Here is a 17,934-nt window from a genome sequence, read left to right as displayed (position 1 = left end):
ATGGTGCTCGCTGCGGGCCGTTTCCGGCGGGATGCCGGATGCGGGCGCAACAAAAGTAAGTATATTATTTTTTCGCCCAATCGTCAACCCTTTTATACTCACTTTTTATAAGGACGCCAGACCTAGTGTCTTTAGTTCTTCTACTCTTATCCCTAATTTGACTGATATTGTTGCTTTATGTTTTTATGGATTTGCAATTATGACTGTTGGCAAAGGCGCGTAAGGGCATCCGCTGTGTTTCATCGCGGTATCCGGCAGTTTTTATACCATATGTTATATCATTTATCGGTTGTTTCTTCTTGTTTTTGAGAGATTTTATGGTTTTTCATATCGCCTGCGTTAATTTCAAGAACCTATAAAACGGCACTTTATCGGAGGAAGACATTTCTATATTGGTGTTAAAATTCTACAGGCAGCTTAAAAATTAACAGGAGGTTGTTTGTTACTGCTTATACTTAACGTTATATTTTTAGCATGAAGAAGAATTACAGAGAGGGCAAATGCGGCAACGTCATCGGTAAACGGCTGAAATCTCTGCGGGGAGAGATGTCGCAGGGGGATATGGCCAGACGGCTTGATATAACTCAGGCCTATTTATGTGAAATAGAAAAAGGCAAGAGAACCCCCTCCTTTGATTTATTGTGCTCATTCGCAGAAAAGCTGAATACCTCCGTCTCCTTTCTTATCGGCGAAAATAAGAATCTCTCTTTCTCGGAAATATATGGTGGCAGTAGCGTAGCCCCTTCTGAACAGGAAAACGACTTGGCCTGCGAACTGAGGAAAATCATTGACGACGGCAGAAACTCCGTATCAATCGAGCTTTTGTTGGTCCATGTAAAGGATAAGCTTCGCAGACAGGAGCCACCGCTGAGGGGACACGACAGGGATGCGGTGGTCTCTTTGCTGTACGGCTGTCTGGAGCTATTGAAGAACGAGGACGCGGTGGAGTAATGCAACATCCCGCCCGGACGAAAGCAAGGCGGGATTTTCATATGATCTATTATTTTTCTGTAAGGTATTCTTTGATCTTATCAAACGTCTCTTCGCTTATTATGTGTTCTATGCGGCAGGCGTCGGTCTCGGCGGTCTCCGGAGAGACCCCGACTACGTCGGCAAGGAACCTCGTGATGAAACGGTGCCGTTCATAGATCGCGCCGGCCCGTGCGCGGCCCTGTTCCGTGAGGACCAGCTCGCCGTTGGCCTCCATCGTTATAAAACCATCGTCCCTTAATATCCCCATCGCACGGCTTACGCTCGGTTTGCTGACGGATAGCTTGCGCGCCACATCTATTGAGCGTACGGAGCCGTTTTTATTTTGTAGTATCAATATTGTCTCAAGATAGTTTTCTCCCGATTCCTGCATAGAGATCACCTGCGCCTTTTATTTTCTATTATTGATTTTTATATTCTATCTTAAAAGACATTTTAAGTATACTTTAAAAAGGGACGGTGGCACAGCGACTATAGCAGACGTCACAGGCATGGTTGCTAAACATTAGATGTTTGCCGCTGCTCGCAGGCGGCCCTGCTTGAATCTTTCCCCCTTTTTACCTATACTTTTAGGATATAGTATATATATTTGGAAGTATTGTCGCCGCTGTCAGGAGGTGTTCCCGGTGAAAATATCTTCTTTGGAACTTAATAATTTTATGTTATTCGACAGGCTCAGTCTAAGGTGGTCTCCGAAGATAAACATCATCAGCGGGGAGAACAGCACTGGAAAGACGACGCTGATCAAGGCGATGTACGCCGCGCTGAAGGGCGTCTCCGAGGGCAGGCTCGACAAGATGACGAAGGAGGAGATCGAGGGCAGCCTGGTAAAAAAGCTCCAGGGCGTCTTTCGTCCCGACGACGACAAGGTCGGCCGCCTGGCCAGCCGCGGCTCCGGCGGCAGCCGGGCCTTGCTCTCGCTCAGCATCGGCGCGGAGGATTCCGTCTCCGTCGGCTTCAGCAGCCGGCAGGACCGTCATGCCGATGTGAGCGTGAATATCGGCGTTTCGGAGGACGGCATGGCCCCCTATTTTCCCGTTTATATTCCGCCGAAGGAGATGATCTCCGCCACGGAGCATTTCCAGTCTCTTTACGAGACTTACCATATCGACTTTGAAGAGATGTACTACGACCTGACCAAGCTGCTGGACCGGCCGCTCAAGAAGGGCGGCAACACCGAGCAGCAGAACAGCGTCATTGAGAGCTTCGGCAGGATTATCAACGGCAGCATCGTACAGAGAGACAAAAAATTCTATCTCAAGATGAAGGGCAAGGGCGAGTTCGAGATGGGGCTTGTCTCGGAGGGCTACCGTAAGCTCGCGACTATCATCTACCTTATCTCTTCGGGAAGTCTCAACGAAAATTCGATCCTCTTCTGGGACGAACCGGAGACCAATATGAATCCGATGATGATAAAGCCGATCGCCGAGGCGGTGGCAAAGCTCGCGGAGATGGGCGTCCAGGTCTTCATCACAACGCACGACTATTTCGTGCAGCAGTCCTTTAATCTGCTCTCGGCCTACCCGCCGACGGGCTCCGCTCCGGCGGATATCAAGTTTATCTCGCTCTACAAAGAGGACGGGCAGCTCTGCTTTGAGGAGGGCCGCACCGTCTCGGAGCTGAACCACAATTCTATTATGGAGGAGTTCGACAACCTCTACGACAGAGAGCAGGAGCTCATCTATGGAAATTGAGGAGAGCGGCATCAGCTTTATCTTCCGCGGCGACCGGGTAGTTAAATTCGACGACAGCGAGTTTTACCGGCGCTACTTCAACTGTCTCCCCCACAGTAAAGGGGTAGATTTTATCTGCGAATCGGAGGGAAAGCGGGCGCTCATTGAGGTGAAGAACTGCCGCGGACACGAAGCGGAGAATATCTGGCGGATCGGGACCGACAACGCCAAGAGGGATGTCATCACCCCCTCCCCCGGCGAAGAACGGGAGAGCCTCGATATCGAGATGAGCCTCAAGGCGGCGATGACCATCGCCTGCCTCTGCGGAGCCCTGTCAAAGGGGAGGGGCTGTTCCCACGCGGGAAAACTTTCCGAGCTCTGCCGCCCTCTCGGCACCGGCGGCGAGCCGCTCTACATCATCCTCTTTCTCGAGGGGGATTTTTTCTTTGAGACACGGAGCAAAAAGATGATCATGGATAGGCTTCAGACAAGTATTCGCAAGAAACTCTCGTGGCTGAACTGCAGCGTTTCGGTCATGGACTCTTCAACATACAAGAAAAAATTTTTTACTATAAGGCAGAATCAGGCTGAATCATGTTGAATAACTACTTTGCAAAAAAAGAACCATCAATAGAGGCTCTCGTTCGCTGGATCGCCGACCTCGGAGGCAAGGCTCCCGCGATAAAGAAGCTGCCGGCTCATCCCGCCGCCTTTGGCAGCTTCGGCGCGCTCGACCCGTGTATTGTAAACGCGCTGAAAAAACGCGGCGTGGAGGCGCTCTATTCCCACCAGAGCGCGGCGGTGGAGTGCGCGCTCTCGGGGATCGACTGTGTCATCGCGACGCCGACGGCTTCGGGAAAGACACTCTGCTACAACCTGCCGGTCATGCACGCGGTCCTGCAGGATGCCAGCACGCGCGCCCTCTATCTCTTCCCGACGAAGGCCCTCGCGCAGGATCAGCTCGCGGAGCTTGGAGAGCTCGCCGCCTTCGCCGACGGCAAGATCCACGGCTTTGTCTATGACGGCGACACCGATCCCGTCAAACGGCGGCAGGCGCGCAGCGAGGGACATATAGTCATTACGAACCCGGACATGCTCAACTCCGGAATACTGCCGCACCACACAAAGTGGTCTGACTATTTCCGAAATCTCAAATATATTGTCGTCGACGAGCTGCACACATACCGCGGGATCTTCGGCTCGCATCTCGCGAATCTCTTTTCGCGCCTAGCGCGCATCTGCGAATTTTACGGCTCTCACCCGACCTTTATCTGCTGCTCCGCGACGATCGCCAACCCCGACGAACACGCGCAGACGCTGATAGGCCGCTCCGTGAAGCTGATCACGGAGAGTGGCGCGCCCGCCTCCGAAAAGGAGATCATCATCTATAATCCGCCCGTCATCGACTGGAGGACGGGGATGCGGCGCTCGTCGCTCTTTGAGACCTCGCGCATCGCCGCCGAGGCGCTGGCCTCTGGCATCAGCACGATCGTCTTTACGCGTTCGCGCCTCAATGTCGAGCTGCTGCTCAAATCCATCCGCGCTGACCTCGTGAAGCGGGGCGCGGACCCGATGATGATCATGGGCTACCGCGGCGGTTATCTGCCGAAGGAGCGCCGGAAAATCGAACACGATCTGCGCAGCGGCGAGCTGCGCGGCGTCGTCAGCACAAACGCCCTTGAGCTCGGCATCGACATCGGCTCTCTCGCCCTCGCCGTGCTGCACGGCTATCCCGGCAGCATCGCCTCCGCCTGGCAGCAGATCGGGCGCGCGGGACGGCGCGGCGCAATCTCGGCGGCGGTGATGGTCGCCTCCGCCGATCCGCTCGACCAGTTCCTCGCGCAGCGCCCCGAATGGTTCTACGGAGCGCCGACGGAGAGGGCGCGCATCGATCCCTATAATCCCTATATACAGGTGAGCCACGTCAAGTGCTCCGCCTTCGAACTGCCCTTCCACGCGGGAGAGAGATTCGGCGGGCAGGATGTTGACGCGATACTCGACTACCTCGCGGACCACGAGGTGCTGCACCGCGTGAATGAGGCGGATGAGGCGCGATATTACTGGCAGGCCGACTCCTACCCCGCCGCGGGGCTCTCTCTGCGCAGCGCGACGGGGGAAAATTACACGATAACGGATATCACCGTCGAGACAAAGCCCGTCGTCATCGGCACGATGGACCGCCGTTCGGCGCCGACGCTGATCTTTCCCGACGCCATCTATTTCCACGGCGGCAAGTCGTACATCGTCGAGTCGCTCGACACGGAGAAGATGCAGTGCTTCATCAGAGAGATCGCCGCGGATTACTACACCGACGGCGACGCCTCGCTGCGCATCAACATCACCGACGACTTCGAGACGCAGGGCAACTACGGCTGGGGCGAGGTGGTGGTAACGCTGACGCCGACGATATTTAAGAAGATAAAGCTTGCGACGCATGAGAACGCCGGCTTCGGGCAGATAAGCCTGCCGGAGGAGCAGATGCACACCACCGCCTGCTGGCTAATGATGCCACAGTGCCGTCAGGAAGACGCGGAGCTCAAGCTCGCGATGGAGGGTCTGGAACACCTGGTACGCAACACCGCGCCGCTCTTCCTCATGTGCGACCGCGCGGACATCCTCGTAACGAGCCGCCTCAAGGACCCGCAGCTGCGGCGCGCGGCCATCTATATTATTGATAACATCCCCGGCGGCGTCGGCCTCGCGGAGGGTACCTTCGAGATAAAGAACGAGCTCGTCAAAACGGCGCTCTCCGTGATGAACTCCTGCGGCTGCCGCAGCGGCTGCCCCGGCTGCGTCGGCGCCTCCGGCGGCGATTTCAACATCAAGGCCGCCGTGAGGGAGCTCGCGGAACAGATATTGGTGGGGAAATAGAACATTGTAAAAAAGAGAAAAACCTTAAAGCATTTTTTTATTCCATTTTGTGCGGTTATATAAAAATGGTTCCCGATAAGAAGATAATGGCGTATTATACTTGTATAATTGAACGATGACATACACAATACAATTGAATATCCTAGCGCACTTATCATCCTAGATCGGTAGATACTATCCTGACAAAAAGAGAGGAGGAACGCGCTTGAAGAGCATAATCATAGGCAACTGCGAAGACCAGCTGGCTCCTTTTTTTAATGCCGCTGCCAAGTTAGATTATCTGCCAGACCCTAAATCATTTCCAGGATTGGATGAAGCGTGGCGGTATCTGCAGAGCAACGGGGCCGACATGGTCGTGCTTGATATCAATTCTCTCGGGGAATTAGGCATCAAAATGGGAACACAAATTCGTTCTGTTTATCACGATGTAAGGCTACTTTACATAACTGGGGCGGAAACCTATCATTATGTCCTCGAGGCGGTCCGCGTCAATGTCGGCGCTTACATCCTTATACCCTATACAGCGGAGGACCTTGACTACGCAATCAAGGCATCAGACCTTTTCCTCAATAAAAAAAATAAAAAGCACATCTTTGCCCGCACCTTCGGATATTTCGACCTGTTCGTAGATGATACGCCCATACCTTTCAGAAGCTCGAAGGCAAAGGAACTACTAGCGATGCTTATCGACCGCCAAGGAGGGATAGTAACGAGTGACCAGGCCATAGGAACACTTTGGGAGAATCGAGCAAACGACGAGATGACACAAAGTCTTTACTCAAAGGTGGGACGTTCACTGCAGAACCAACTTGACGAAGCCGGCGCCGGACACATAATAATTTTAAGCCGCGGCAGCAGGAGCATTAGCGTCGACAGCATTGACTGTGATCTTTACAGATTATTGAACGGAGATAAAGAAGTAAAGCATATGTATTTTGGACAATACATGATGGATTATAGTTGGGCGGAGTATAGGCAAGCGGGGCTTGAAAGATTCCTCACAAACTGATTCCGTATAAACCCCGGCAAGATTTTTCCTACGGGCGGAGCCAATAAACGTTCCGCCCTGTTTTTATCATCAGCTTCGTAGCATTTTCGCGATGTTATGCCGTGGATTTATGCATAATTTTACAAGATGATTAAAATAACCCCACATTTCTTACATACGTTCAAATATGTTCGACAAAAAATAGATAATGAATCTAGTTTTTCTACTCTAAATCTCAACTACACGACCACAAGCTATAATAAAGAAAAATAATTATCATTTATTCATGCACTACAAATTGTTAAATAAATTTAATTGTCATTTTTCTTACAATTCCATTATAATTCCGTTTCCGTTCCACCTCACGTATTATTTCATTCAACTTTTATTCCCCCAAGAAATATTAAACTAATATCACTGAATCACAAGGATAAAACAAAATATTTGGGGAGGTGAACTATGTCTTACTTTAAGTTTCACTTCGAACGCGGAGGTTTTCTAACGACAAGACTCAGGGATGACGCCGCTTCAACTGTGACATCAGTTCTGGAAATAATACCTGTCGAAAGTCAGGTGCAGCACACACGATGGTGCGGTAGAGAGATATATATTCCCATCAAAACACTGCATCTGCCAGAGAAAGAAAACCAGACATGCGTTGTCAGTAAGTTTGACCTCGTTTACTGGAGAGACTGGGATTTTAAAGATCAAAATCACGCACCAGAAACATTATCTATGTTTTATGGAGCAGAAAAGCTGGGTTTCCATGGAGGCCAGATCACAGTTAACGTTATCGGCAGGGTTTTGTGGGAAGAGGAGAAGATGCTCGAAGCCATAGGAGAGCGTATATGGAGCCTAGGTTTTGAGAAAGTCAGGGTAGAGCTACTACCGGAGTAAGGAGGCAATTATGGGCAGATACAGAGTTTCAGTTGACATTGGCGGAACATTCACAGACTTTATATTTTATGACGGACAGACAAAAACGTACAAAGAAGGAAAGACGCTGACGACCCACGATAATCTCTCCGACGCGATTATCAACGGCCTAGATATGGAGATCTCCAATTATTCGGAAATCGATTTCTTTGTTCATGGCACAACAGTTGGATTAAATGCCTTTCTTGAGCGTCATGGTGCAAAGGTCGCCATCGTAACCACAAAGGGATTCAGGGACATTTATGAGATTGCCCGTGGAGACCGGCCAGAGATGTATGACAGATTTTATAAAAAAGCCGTTCCGCTCGTAAAAAGAAGTGACGTATTCGAGATAACAGAAAGAATCCTCTTTGACGGAAGCGTTAGCACCCCACTCAATGAAGAAAGCGTGAGGGAAGCGGCCGCCAAAATTGAAAAAAATGGGTATGATTCCGTTGTCATCTGCCTTATCAACTCATACATTAACCCAGAACATGAGTTAAGGGCAACAGAAATTATCGGCAAACTCCTACCCAACACACAGATAACGACATCGCACAGCGTCGCTAGAGAATGGCGTGAATATGAAAGAACAAGCACTTCGACAGTTAACGCCTATATCGCTCCAATCATGAGAGATTACCTCTCGCTTCTTGAGAGCCGTATGTTAAGTAAGAACTACATGCGTCCAATACATATCATGCAGTCAAACGGTGGCCTCATGACCTCAGAGGTAGCAAAGGAGAAACCAATATACACTCTCATGTCCGGTCCTGTCGGTGGCGCCATTGGGAAAAATGCCCTCTTCGAAACACTTGGATATAAAAACCTCATAGGCATCGACATGGGGGGAATGAGCTTTGACGTCAGTATCCTGATAGATGGTAAACCCGATGTTTCAACGGAAACATGTCTAGAGGGTTTCCCTATCCTCTCACCGATGGTCAATGTCTACACCATTGGTGCCGGTGGCGGCAGCCTTGTCAGCATAGAGGGTAAAGGGCTCCGTGTTGGCCCAAAGAGCGCCGGCTCAAATCCCGGACCAGCCTGTTACGGCAATGGCGGCACGGAGGCCACAGTTACCGACGCAAACCTGGCGCTAGGAAGAATCGACGCTCGAAACTTCCTTGGCGGTCGCATGACACTAGACACGGAGGCTGCGCTGAAGGCGATACAAAATGTCGCCCACCAAATAGGAATGGACTGTTTAACAACAGCCGAAGGAATATGCCAAATAGCCAATGCTAACATGGCAGGAATAATTCGTCAGATAACGGTCCGTAAGGGTATCGACCCACGCGATTTCGCTATTGTTGCATTTGGTGGTGCCGGCCCCATGCATGCGGTATTCATAGCAGAAGAGCTCGGTATCAAGACCATAATTGTACCACAGATGCCGGGCGCATACTCGGCATGGGGGATGCATCAGTGCGATCTGCGTCAGGACACAGTGCGAACCTACCGCGAAAACCTTGAAAATGCTGACATCGACAAAATTAGAGATCTGTACGCGAAGATGAAAAATGAAATATCCGAGTTGCTGCTCCAACAGTATATCTCACAGGATGAGATCGTATACGAAAAAACTATCGATATGCGCTATGTCGGACAGGACTACACGCTCAACGTCGAATTCAAGGGTAATGAAATCACGCAAGAAACTATAAATGGACTCAAAGACGCTTACAACGAATACCACCAGTAAGTTTACGGACACCATAACCCTAACGGCGCTATTGAGATAGTCAACATTAGGTTAGCGGGCATCGGTCAGATTGATAGAGTCCAAAAGGCGGCACTGCCAGAAAAGACAGATGCGAAAGCCGTTCCATATAAGAAAACTTCCGTAATATTCTCCGGCAAGGAGATAGAAACTGGCATCTTTATGAGAAAAGAACTCGTGCCCGGCACAAAGTTCGGAGGCCCTGCCGTTATAGAAGAACTCAGTGCCACGACTGTCGTACCGCCTGGATACTCTATCCATGTAGACGGCTATGAAAACATTATCATCACAAAAATGTGATATAGGCACAATTAAGCAGGGAGGAGAAAATATGAGCAACCACGAGCAATTCAGAGGAAATCCTATTACAACAGAAATAATGCGCAACGCTTTCATTTCGGCAGCTAAGGAAATGAATGAATGCCTATACCGTAGTTCGTACTCTCCTATCATTTACGAATCAAAGGACTGTGCAGCTGGGTTATTCGATGAAAATGCCGATGCTCTCGGGCTTTCCGTTGGCGTACCAATGTTCCTCGGGAACCTTGAAGTCACTATCAAGTCAACAACAGAATATATCGGCGGTATCGAAAACTATAATGAATGAAGGTGATGTCTACGTCCTGAACGACTGTTATATGACAGGCGCTCACCTCAACGATATGACATTCCTTTCTCCAATATTCTATGAAGGTAAGCTATGCGGCTTCACAGCAAACAGAGCGCATTGGCTGGACATTGGTTCAAAAGACCCTGGATATCCGCTTGACTCAACAGAGATATTTCAAGAAGGACTCCGTATTCCTCCAATGAAAATAATGGACCGAGGCGTGTTAAAAAATGACCTTGCAGACATGATATGCCGCAATACGCGCTTCTACCGTTCCGCCATGGGCGACATGAACGCTCAGATCGCTGCGTGCAAAACTGGTGAGAAACGCTTCATAGAAATAGTAAGGCGTTTCGGTCACAACACTGTGCGTGACAGTATCCATGACATATTTCTCCAGTCGGAAATAATGGAAAAAGAGGTCGTCAGTTCCTTCGAGAACGGCATTTACCGCGCCTCTGGTTATCTTGACAACGACGGCACTGTGATGAAACCTATCTTCGTTAATATGACCATTACTATCGAAGACGGTGAAATGACTGTTGATCTTGAGGGCTCCGCCCCCTCGGCTAAGGGATCCACAAACTGTGGCTTCGCACAGACCATATCTGCAACACGCATGGCTTATAAGATGATAGTATCACCCGACGCACCGGTAAACGGCGGATGCTTCAGGCATCTCAAGATAAAAGCTCCGAAGAAATCTATCTTTACAGCCGAGGAACCGTCGGCGTGCGCATGGTACTTTTCATCGCTTGGATTACTGATCGACCTCATCCCCAAAGCGCTTGAAAATATTTGCCCCGAACGCGTCAGCGCAGCTCACTATGGCGATTCAATGGTCGTTTACCTCTCAGGGCATGACCCAAGATACAACCAAAACTATCTTTACGTCGAAGCGACCGTCGGCGGCTGGGGCGCATACGAAACAGCAGACGGCTCCGACGCTCTTATCAACGTATCAAATGGAGCCTATAAAAACATACCCGTCGAGGTTTTCGAGAACAACTACCCCGTCCGTATCAACAGTTTCAGTCTGCGTCGTGACTCCGGAGGCCCCGGACGTAATCGTGGCGGGCTCGGGATCATTAAGGAATACGAAGCTCTCTATGATGATACCTTCCTCTATCTCTGGTTTGAACGCTCTGTAACTCCGGCCTGGGGTATTAAAGGCGGCAAGGATGGAGCCAAACCAAACGTCGTAGTACGAAGCGGCGGAGATGTGAAAGAAATGCTAAAAGTCAACGCCTACCCGATGGCCAAAGGTACTACGGCTACCGTGTATACAGGCGGCGGCGGCGGATTCGGCTGCTCGTTCGAAAGAGATCCTCAGAAGGTCCGCGAGGACTATTTGCAGGAGTACATCAGCCGGGAAGAGGCCAGGACCGCATACGGCGTCGTACTAAGTGAAATCGGGGACATCGATGAGACCATGACCAAATCACTCAGGAACGCATAGTACATTTCTGCGGCAACAAGAAAGGAGCGCAATGCGTTCTGCGCTCCTTTCTCTTTACTTATTTTCCATAACCCGTACCTTCACAAATCTCATTTCCAACAGCAAAAGATTTGAACAGAAAGGAGCAGATACACCCATGTCAACGGAAAATAATACCGTCAACAACGAAGCGGGAATACTGCCGATACCTCCTAGTAAAAGAGAATCTTGGGTGAACGCCGCAATTGTCTGGGCCGGCTGTGAATTCGCCATCAGTGTTATCATGACAGGCAGTGGCGTAATCGCGAATTTCAGTCTGAAACAGTTTGTTTTCATCTCCCTGTTTGCCCTGTTGGGGATAACATGGATATTTGACAGCATTAACTGCCATCTCGGTGCGCTCACTGGACGCTCCTCAACTGTCATAACACGCTCGTCTTTTGGATCTTTACAATCGAAATATGTTATATCTCTCATAATAATGCTTAACCTAATTGGTTGGTGGGTGATCCAAACTTCTATAACCGGCAATGCGCTATGTACAATGTTCAACATAGATTACACTTCACAAAAGGGTACGTGGATCGTTATGACAATCATTGCAGGTATTTTATTTGCACTACCACCAATATTCGGATATTCCTCAGTGAAATGGGTCGATTACGTAGCCGTCCCAGGAGGCGTCCTGCTATGTATCGCAGGTTTCTACTTGTCGATCAAAGGCGTAGGTTTCGACACACTTGTTAATTTCCAGCCTGAACAGAAAATGCTAACGACAGAGGCAATAAGCTTAATCGTCGGAGCAAACGTCTCACAGATGGTCATAATGGCAGACTATACTCGCTTCTGTAAGCCAACTATCAAAAATGCGGCAATGGTCCCCATAGGCGTATTAATTGTCGGTTTCATGCTCTTTATGATGGGTGCGGTAATGGGGGTGGGAAAGGGGACCTTTGACATTGTCGCCATCATGAAAGGGCTGGGCTTTGGGTGGTGGGGGTTCCTGATTCTCTGGCTTGCACAGTGGACATCCCAACTCGTATGCGTCTATTCGATGGGACTTTGCCTTAGTAATATGTTCGATGCAAAAAATGAATTCCAGCGAAAGATGTACACGACTATTGGCTCGGTCATCGCGTTGGTCATAGCACTTATGGGTATCCTCGATCATTTTATGGATTTCCTGTTTCTGACTGGGCTAATGTTTCCTGCCGTTGGCGCCATTATGGCAACAGACTTTTTCCTCATTTCCAGGAAGGTCTGGCGCGACAGGCTGGCATGGAACTGGCTCGCAACTATAGCCATGTCGGCAGGTATAACGGTAGGGTATTTTACTCAGTATATACATCCATTGGGTATCCCTGCTATACAGAGCTATTTTGTTAGCGCAGTTCTTTATTATATTCTAACTTATGCTAAGGCAAAATATTGCCCTGACGAGTATTCCCCTATACTCCATTAATACGGATCCTACAGAAAAATATTAGACTAGGCACCGTCCCGAAATTCATAAAAACCGAAGAAGGTGGCTATTAACATGAAAACTTTTGTGGCAGTCTCTTTACTTGTTTTAATTTTGGCTTTTGCGGCTCCGACTCCTTCGATGGCAAACGCGTTTATGGACGTCCCCCAAGGGTATTGGGCATATGATGCAATGAAACTTTTGACCTCACGCGGCATTCTATCTGGCTATTCCAACGATATTTTTAAAGGAACAAATCCTGTCAATCGTTATGAAATGGCCTCTGCAGTCGCCCGTATGCTGTCATCAATAAATATCGAAAAAGCGGACGAACAGGATCTCGTGCTTCTCAAAAAGCTCGTGCTAGAATTCAAGGATGAGCTCGACGCACTTGGAGTAAAGGTCGATATGCTCGACAAGAGATCCGCTATTCTTGAAGAAAGACTTGGCGGCTGGAGAATACAGGGTACGTTCAGCTTCGATGCTAAGTTTGCAGGCAGCGACAGCGGTAAACATTACTTCAATTCGACTTTTGCAAATGGCGCAAAAAATGAGTTCACGAAAAATATGTTTTACCTTTACCTGACAAAACAGATTAGCGAAGACACGTATTTCTTTGCCGAGTACCGCACGGGGGCAAATTCCACAGGCGGAGACGGCCGTGGGGACCAGCAACATAGTCTGTGGTCTTATATGTATACTGACACCAGGTTCCCATCGTGTGACATTGGTTTCCGTTTCGGGCGCTTCCTGATTGATTTTGAGGGCGCTTACGGTTTGTTTGGAGATAATGACGCTCTCTTTGGCGACTACCGCACCGATGGTTTCCGATTTACAAAAAGCTGGGGAGACCTTAGCGTCACCGCCATCATAGGACGCAACGACGGCTATTTCATGGAATACCTCCTTGGAGCTCTCGACACCGGTTCCCTGATGAATTATGTGCTTGACATCAACTGGAGGCCTAACGAAAAGTTCATGTTGGGCGCAACTGGCTACTGGTTCGACACTGACAGTCCGTCGAAAGAAGGAACCCTGCTAGACGGAGATTACAACGTAAATGTGTATGGTGTCTACGCTCAATACAAATTCACTCCCTCCGTTGAGCTCAAGGGAATTTATTATTTCCAGGACCTAGGACGCGATGTTCCCACACCATCGTTAGCATTCACAGGCGCTCTGGCCGGAGAAACTCAGGATAGTCCAAAAGCATGGAAAGCCATGCTTGATATAAAACAGGATTTACTTGGGTTCACAGGCTTCTGGATTGAACACGCACAACAGGATAATACTTTCTTGGGACTCAATAACCGCTACTCTATAGGCGGGGGTGCGGGGAATTACGACTTTGTGGGACGCAATATGGAGTACGCAGATCCATACGGAACTTCAAAATGGTGGTTCGTAAAAGCCTACCAAAATTGGGATAAAAAATGGAGCAGCTTCATTCACTTTACAAATGTTGATTTTAATACAAACTGGCTAGATAACGCGACAGAATGGGGAGTTGGTGTTGCCTATCAATATACACCAGCAATCCGCTTCGAACTTGTCTATGACAACATCGATCATGGCGACAACACCGGCAGTGCCGCATGGGGAAAAGAGTCAGTAGTACGCTTCCGTACTGACGTAAACTTCTAATGCTCGCAAAGCATGGGAAAAATAAGATGTATAAGAGAAGCGAGGAGTTTTCTCTCGCTTCTCTATTTTCCTAGAATTACAGCCCCAGCAGCTTTGCGGCGTTTTCTCCGAGGATCATCTTTTTTTCCTCTTCGCCGATGTCGAGGCTGTTTATTAGCCTGATCTCCATTGATGGCAGGTGCCAGGGGTAGTCGCTGCCAAAGAGGATGCGCTCCGCGCCGTGGCGGCGGATGATGTCGCGGAACATCTCTTTGTCGAGCCAGGGGTCGGCCGCGTAGGCGGTGTCGAAGTAGAGGTCATATTTTCCCGCCAAATGGTCTAAAACGTCGCGCGCGAGGCGCAGTCCGCCCATGTGCGCGGCTACGAGTTTCAGGCCGGGGAAATTTTTTACGACATTGATTGTCATTTCGACCGAGGCGCGCATCTCATCCCTGTATGTCGCGTCCCAGCCCGCGTGAAAGACAACTACGAGGTTGAGCGCCCGCGCCAGATCGTAAACGGGGAAAAGCCTTTTATCGTCCACATCGGCGCGCTGTAACGGAGGATGCAGCTTTATGCCTTTGAGCCCCTCGTCCGATATCTTCCAGACGTATTCAAGGGCGTATTCCGAGCCGGGCATTACTGAGCCGAAGGATATCAGCCTCTCCGAATCTATCTCCTTTGCAAAAGAGAGGACGTGTTCATGTTGCGTCTCCTTCGTCACAATATTGAGTACGACGCTTTTGTCAACGCCGCACTCGTCCATTGTCCTGATAAGCGATCCCACGGTAGCCGGAGCGTAATAGGGAACCTCGCACTGCTGCTGAAGCTTCGTCATCGCCGCGTCGGCCATCTTATAGGGAAAAACGTGTGTATGAAAGTCTATAATCATGATGGAAACTATATCACTATTTTTTACTTTCGGCATAGGTAAAATCGGCTTGGCGGTTTTCTGCCAAAGTTTTTTTGCAAAAATTTTATCGCGTGGTTGTAATATTGAGGGTAGAATGTATCTTGCTTAAGGCAAAATAAGCAAGGGGGAATGGTTTTGCAGATTTTAGCGGCGCTTTTGCTTGACGCCCTTTTTGGAGATCCTAAATGGCCGACGCACCCCGTGGTACTGGTGGGACGGCTGGTTACCTTTTATGAGAAAATCTTTTACGCCCGCGAGGATGGCAGAAGGCGCGGCCTGCTGTTCTGCGCCGCGGTGCTCGCCACCGTCGCGGCGGTCGTTGCCGTGGCCATGACCGCCGCCGGATTCATCGGCAGATGGGCGCAGACGGCCCTCAATATATATCTGCTCTATGCGGCGATCGCCTTCAAGTCCCTCAAAGATGAATCGCTGCCCGTGGCCCGCGCCCTCGCAAGCGGGGATCTGGAGCGCGCGCGCAAACAGGTGGGGCGCATAGTAGGCCGCGACACCGACCGGCTTGACGCTGGCGGCGTTACTCGCGCGGCGGTCGAGACCATCGCGGAGAGTTATATCGACGGCGTAGTCTCCGTGCTCTTCTGGATGACGGCCGGCTCGCTGTTTGGGCTTGCCGCGGTATTCGCCTGGCTCTTCAAGGCGGCGAGCACGATGGATTCTATGGTCGGCTATGACGACGAGCGTTACCGCGATTTTGGCTGGGCGGCGGCAAAGCTCGACGATATTCTGAATTTTATCCCCGCGCGCCTCGGCGCAGTCATCGCCATCGGCGCGGGCGCGCTCGCCAACATGGATTACCGCCGCGCGTGGAGAATATTCCGGCGTGACCGTCTGAATCACAAGAGTCCGAACAGCGCCCACGGCGAGAGCGTCTTCGCGGGGCTGCTCGGCATCCGCCTGGGCGGCGGCGCCTTTTACGGCGGCGAGTGGGAGGCCCGTCCGACGCTCGGCGACGATCTGCGTGAACCGGAGCCCAACGACATCCTGCACGCCCACTATATAATGAACATTTCCGTAGCGCTCTGCGCGGTGCTGATATTTGCGGTCGAGAGGCGGCTTTACTGATGGAATTTCAGCTTCACGGCGCAAACCCCGAAAAGTTATATGAACTTTTCGGCCTCCCGATGCCGGAGCGCGTCTACGATTTCAGCACCAATACCAACGCCGTGGCGCAGCGCGGGGGCTTCGTCCCTGACCTGCGCGCGGCGCTGGAGGATTACCCCGACGACGAATGTCTTGCGCTGCGCGCGCTTCTCGCGGAGGCGACGGGAGCCGCGCCGGAAAATATCCTGGTGACCAGCGGCTCCAACGAGTCGATATATCTCATCGCCTCCTATGAGGCGGCGCGGGAAAACCGCATACTTCAGCCGGTCTACGGCGAGTATCTGCGCGCGCTGAAGAATTTCGGCGCGGCTCCGCTCAACATCTTCGACCTTCGCGCGGCGAAGCTTCCCGCAGAGGGAGCCGTCTGGCTCTGTAATCCCTGCAACCCGACGGGGGGCTTCATCCCCGATGGAGAGCTCGACGAGATCGCGGAGCGGCACCCACGGACGCTTTTTATCGTCGACGAGGCCTATCGTGATTTTATCTGGACCGACGAGGCACTGGCCCCATACCGGCCGCGGCCTAACGTCGTCAGGCTGCGTTCGCTGACAAAAACGTACAACCTCTGCGGGGCGCGTATCGGTTATATCCTCGCCGGCGCCGAGATGACGGAGAGGCTGAAGAGACGGCAACCGAGCTGGAGCGTCAGCGGCCTCGCGCAGCAGGCGGCGCTCTTCTTCCTCGCGGACGCCACGCTGCTGCGCCGCACGAAAGATTATTACGCCGCGGAGATGCCGCGGCTCATCTCCGCGGTGAACAGGGCGGGTTTTCCGACGCTGCCCAGCTGTGTGAACTATTTCCTGGCCGCGGTCGACGACGACGAAAGGTTCATCCGTTTTATGCTGGAACGGGGCATCGTCGTGCGCCACACGAGAAATTTTCCCGGGCTCGACGGAAGATATGTGCGCATCGCGGCGCGGACGAGACCGGAGAACGACATCCTGCTCGCCGCGATGGAGGATTACCGTTGAGGATTTATCTCATCCGCCACGCGCAGTCGCTCGCGAACGCGGAGAATGTCTGGACCGGCCAGCGCGACATCCCGCTTTCGCCGCAGGGCGCGGCGGAACAGCGGGAGATATGCGCGCGTTTTTCCTATCCGCGCGCCGAGTTCTATTTTTCATCGCCGCTGAAACGCTGCACGCAGTCGCTCGAGCTGATATACGGGCGCGCCGCCGATTATCTTTCCGCGGCGTTATCCGAATGCTCGCTGGGCATCCTTGAGGGGCGTCCCTATACAAATCTTGACGATGACCCCAACTATACCGCCTGGCTCGCGGCCCCCGACCGTCCGATAGAGCGGGGCGAGAGTTTCAACGGTTTTACGGAGCGCGTCTGCGCCGGTTTTGCGGCGCTGCTTTCGCGATGCCGCGCGGCGGGAGTATCAACGGCCGCCGGCACGATGCACGGCAATGTGATGCGCGCGGTGTTGCACCGCTTCGCCGATAAAGATATTCCCCACGGAGAGTGGCGGATACCGAACGGAGGCATGTATATTCTCGAATTTGACGCGGATGGCGAACTGGTATCATGGAGTGCCGCGCCCGGCTTTCTCTTTGTCTGATGTGACAAAATTATCCGGAGCGCCGCTAAAAATCACCTGTACACC

General features: G+C 51.2%; 18 protein-coding genes. 16 read left to right on the top strand and 2 right to left on the bottom strand.

Annotation, left to right across the window (positions count from 1 at the left end):
• On the top strand, window positions 1–223 hold a 223-nt coding region (locus LIO98_RS04515), incomplete at its 5' end, for a hypothetical protein (RefSeq protein WP_291953592.1).
• Window positions 224–474: 251 nt separating this feature from the next.
• Window positions 475–951, top strand: coding sequence for a helix-turn-helix transcriptional regulator (locus LIO98_RS04510; RefSeq protein ID WP_291953591.1), 477 nt, complete (start codon window positions 475–477; stop codon window positions 949–951).
• A 49-nt stretch (window positions 952–1,000) separates the two neighbouring features.
• Here the strand turns inward: LIO98_RS04510 and LIO98_RS04505 are convergent, their stop codons facing one another.
• A complete protein-coding gene (locus LIO98_RS04505; RefSeq protein WP_363303950.1) occupies window positions 1,001–1,369 on the bottom strand; it encodes a metal-dependent transcriptional regulator in 369 nt (122 codons plus the stop codon).
• A gap of 247 nt (window positions 1,370–1,616) precedes the next feature.
• Here LIO98_RS04505 and LIO98_RS04500 point away from each other — a divergent pair, with 247 nt between their 5' ends.
• From LIO98_RS04500 to LIO98_RS04450, 11 genes are all read left to right on the top strand, one after another.
• The gene (locus tag LIO98_RS04500; protein ID WP_291953589.1) at window positions 1,617–2,684 is read left to right on the top strand and encodes an ATP-binding protein; all 1,068 of its coding nucleotides are present in this window, start codon (window positions 1,617–1,619) and stop codon (window positions 2,682–2,684) included.
• Window positions 2,674–3,264, top strand: coding sequence for a DUF6661 family protein (locus tag LIO98_RS04495; protein WP_291953588.1), 591 nt, complete (start codon window positions 2,674–2,676; stop codon window positions 3,262–3,264). The genes LIO98_RS04500 and LIO98_RS04495 overlap by 11 nt, the downstream gene beginning before the upstream one ends.
• Window positions 3,258–5,534: a DEAD/DEAH box helicase gene (locus LIO98_RS04490; protein WP_291953587.1), complete on the top strand. Its 2,277-nt coding sequence runs from the start codon at window positions 3,258–3,260 to the stop codon at window positions 5,532–5,534. Before LIO98_RS04495 ends, LIO98_RS04490 begins: the two co-directional genes overlap by 7 nt.
• A 205-nt stretch (window positions 5,535–5,739) precedes the next feature.
• Window positions 5,740–6,543 carry a hypothetical protein gene (locus LIO98_RS04485; protein WP_291953586.1) on the top strand — a complete coding sequence of 268 codons (804 nt, stop codon included), beginning with the start codon at window positions 5,740–5,742 and terminating at the stop codon, window positions 6,541–6,543.
• Window positions 6,544–6,981: 438 nt separating this feature from the next.
• A complete protein-coding gene (locus LIO98_RS04480; protein WP_291953585.1) occupies window positions 6,982–7,419 on the top strand; it encodes a DUF3830 family protein in 438 nt (145 codons plus the stop codon).
• Window positions 7,420–7,429: 10 nt separating this feature from the next.
• Complete coding sequence (locus tag LIO98_RS04475) at window positions 7,430–9,142, top strand: hydantoinase/oxoprolinase family protein (protein WP_291953584.1); 1,713 nt, start codon at window positions 7,430–7,432, stop codon at window positions 9,140–9,142.
• Window positions 9,143–9,172: 30 nt separating this feature from the next.
• Window positions 9,173–9,460 (top strand): hypothetical protein, encoded by a 288-nt coding sequence (locus LIO98_RS04470; RefSeq protein WP_363303948.1) that lies wholly within the window; start codon window positions 9,173–9,175, stop codon window positions 9,458–9,460.
• A 31-nt stretch (window positions 9,461–9,491) separates the two neighbouring features.
• Entirely contained in the window at window positions 9,492–9,767 is a 276-nt protein-coding gene (locus LIO98_RS04465) for a hydantoinase B/oxoprolinase family protein (RefSeq protein WP_291953583.1), read from the top strand.
• Window positions 9,760–11,229: a hydantoinase B/oxoprolinase family protein gene (locus LIO98_RS04460; RefSeq protein WP_291953582.1), complete on the top strand. Its 1,470-nt coding sequence runs from the start codon at window positions 9,760–9,762 to the stop codon at window positions 11,227–11,229. The genes LIO98_RS04465 and LIO98_RS04460 overlap by 8 nt, the downstream gene beginning before the upstream one ends.
• Before the next feature lie 136 nt (window positions 11,230–11,365).
• Complete coding sequence (locus LIO98_RS04455; protein ID WP_291953581.1) at window positions 11,366–12,670, top strand: cytosine permease; 1,305 nt, start codon at window positions 11,366–11,368, stop codon at window positions 12,668–12,670.
• Window positions 12,671–12,745: 75 nt separating this feature from the next.
• Window positions 12,746–14,314 (top strand): S-layer homology domain-containing protein, encoded by a 1,569-nt coding sequence (locus LIO98_RS04450; protein WP_291953580.1) that lies wholly within the window; start codon window positions 12,746–12,748, stop codon window positions 14,312–14,314.
• Window positions 14,315–14,390: 76 nt separating this feature from the next.
• On the opposite strand, the gene LIO98_RS04445 is transcribed toward LIO98_RS04450, so the two are convergent.
• A complete protein-coding gene (locus LIO98_RS04445) occupies window positions 14,391–15,185 on the bottom strand; it encodes an amidohydrolase family protein (RefSeq protein WP_291953579.1) in 795 nt (264 codons plus the stop codon).
• Window positions 15,186–15,341: 156 nt separating this feature from the next.
• Here LIO98_RS04445 and cbiB point away from each other — a divergent pair, with 156 nt between their 5' ends.
• From cbiB to LIO98_RS04430, 3 genes are read left to right on the top strand one after another with little or no spacing between them, the layout of a single operon-like run.
• Window positions 15,342–16,286 carry an adenosylcobinamide-phosphate synthase CbiB gene (gene cbiB / locus LIO98_RS04440; protein WP_291953578.1) on the top strand — a complete coding sequence of 315 codons (945 nt, stop codon included), beginning with the start codon at window positions 15,342–15,344 and terminating at the stop codon, window positions 16,284–16,286.
• A complete protein-coding gene (locus LIO98_RS04435; RefSeq protein ID WP_291953577.1) occupies window positions 16,286–17,296 on the top strand; it encodes an aminotransferase class I/II-fold pyridoxal phosphate-dependent enzyme in 1,011 nt (336 codons plus the stop codon). The genes cbiB and LIO98_RS04435 overlap by 1 nt, the downstream gene beginning before the upstream one ends.
• Complete coding sequence (locus tag LIO98_RS04430) at window positions 17,293–17,889, top strand: histidine phosphatase family protein (protein ID WP_291953576.1); 597 nt, start codon at window positions 17,293–17,295, stop codon at window positions 17,887–17,889. Before LIO98_RS04435 ends, LIO98_RS04430 begins: the two co-directional genes overlap by 4 nt.
• Window positions 17,890–17,934 lie beyond the last annotated feature (45 nt).

The organism is Cloacibacillus sp., from assembly GCF_020860125.1.
Taxonomy (GTDB): domain Bacteria; phylum Synergistota; class Synergistia; order Synergistales; family Synergistaceae; genus Cloacibacillus.
Note: the sequence above shows the minus strand (reverse complement) of the source record. Positions and strands in the feature narration are given on the sequence as shown.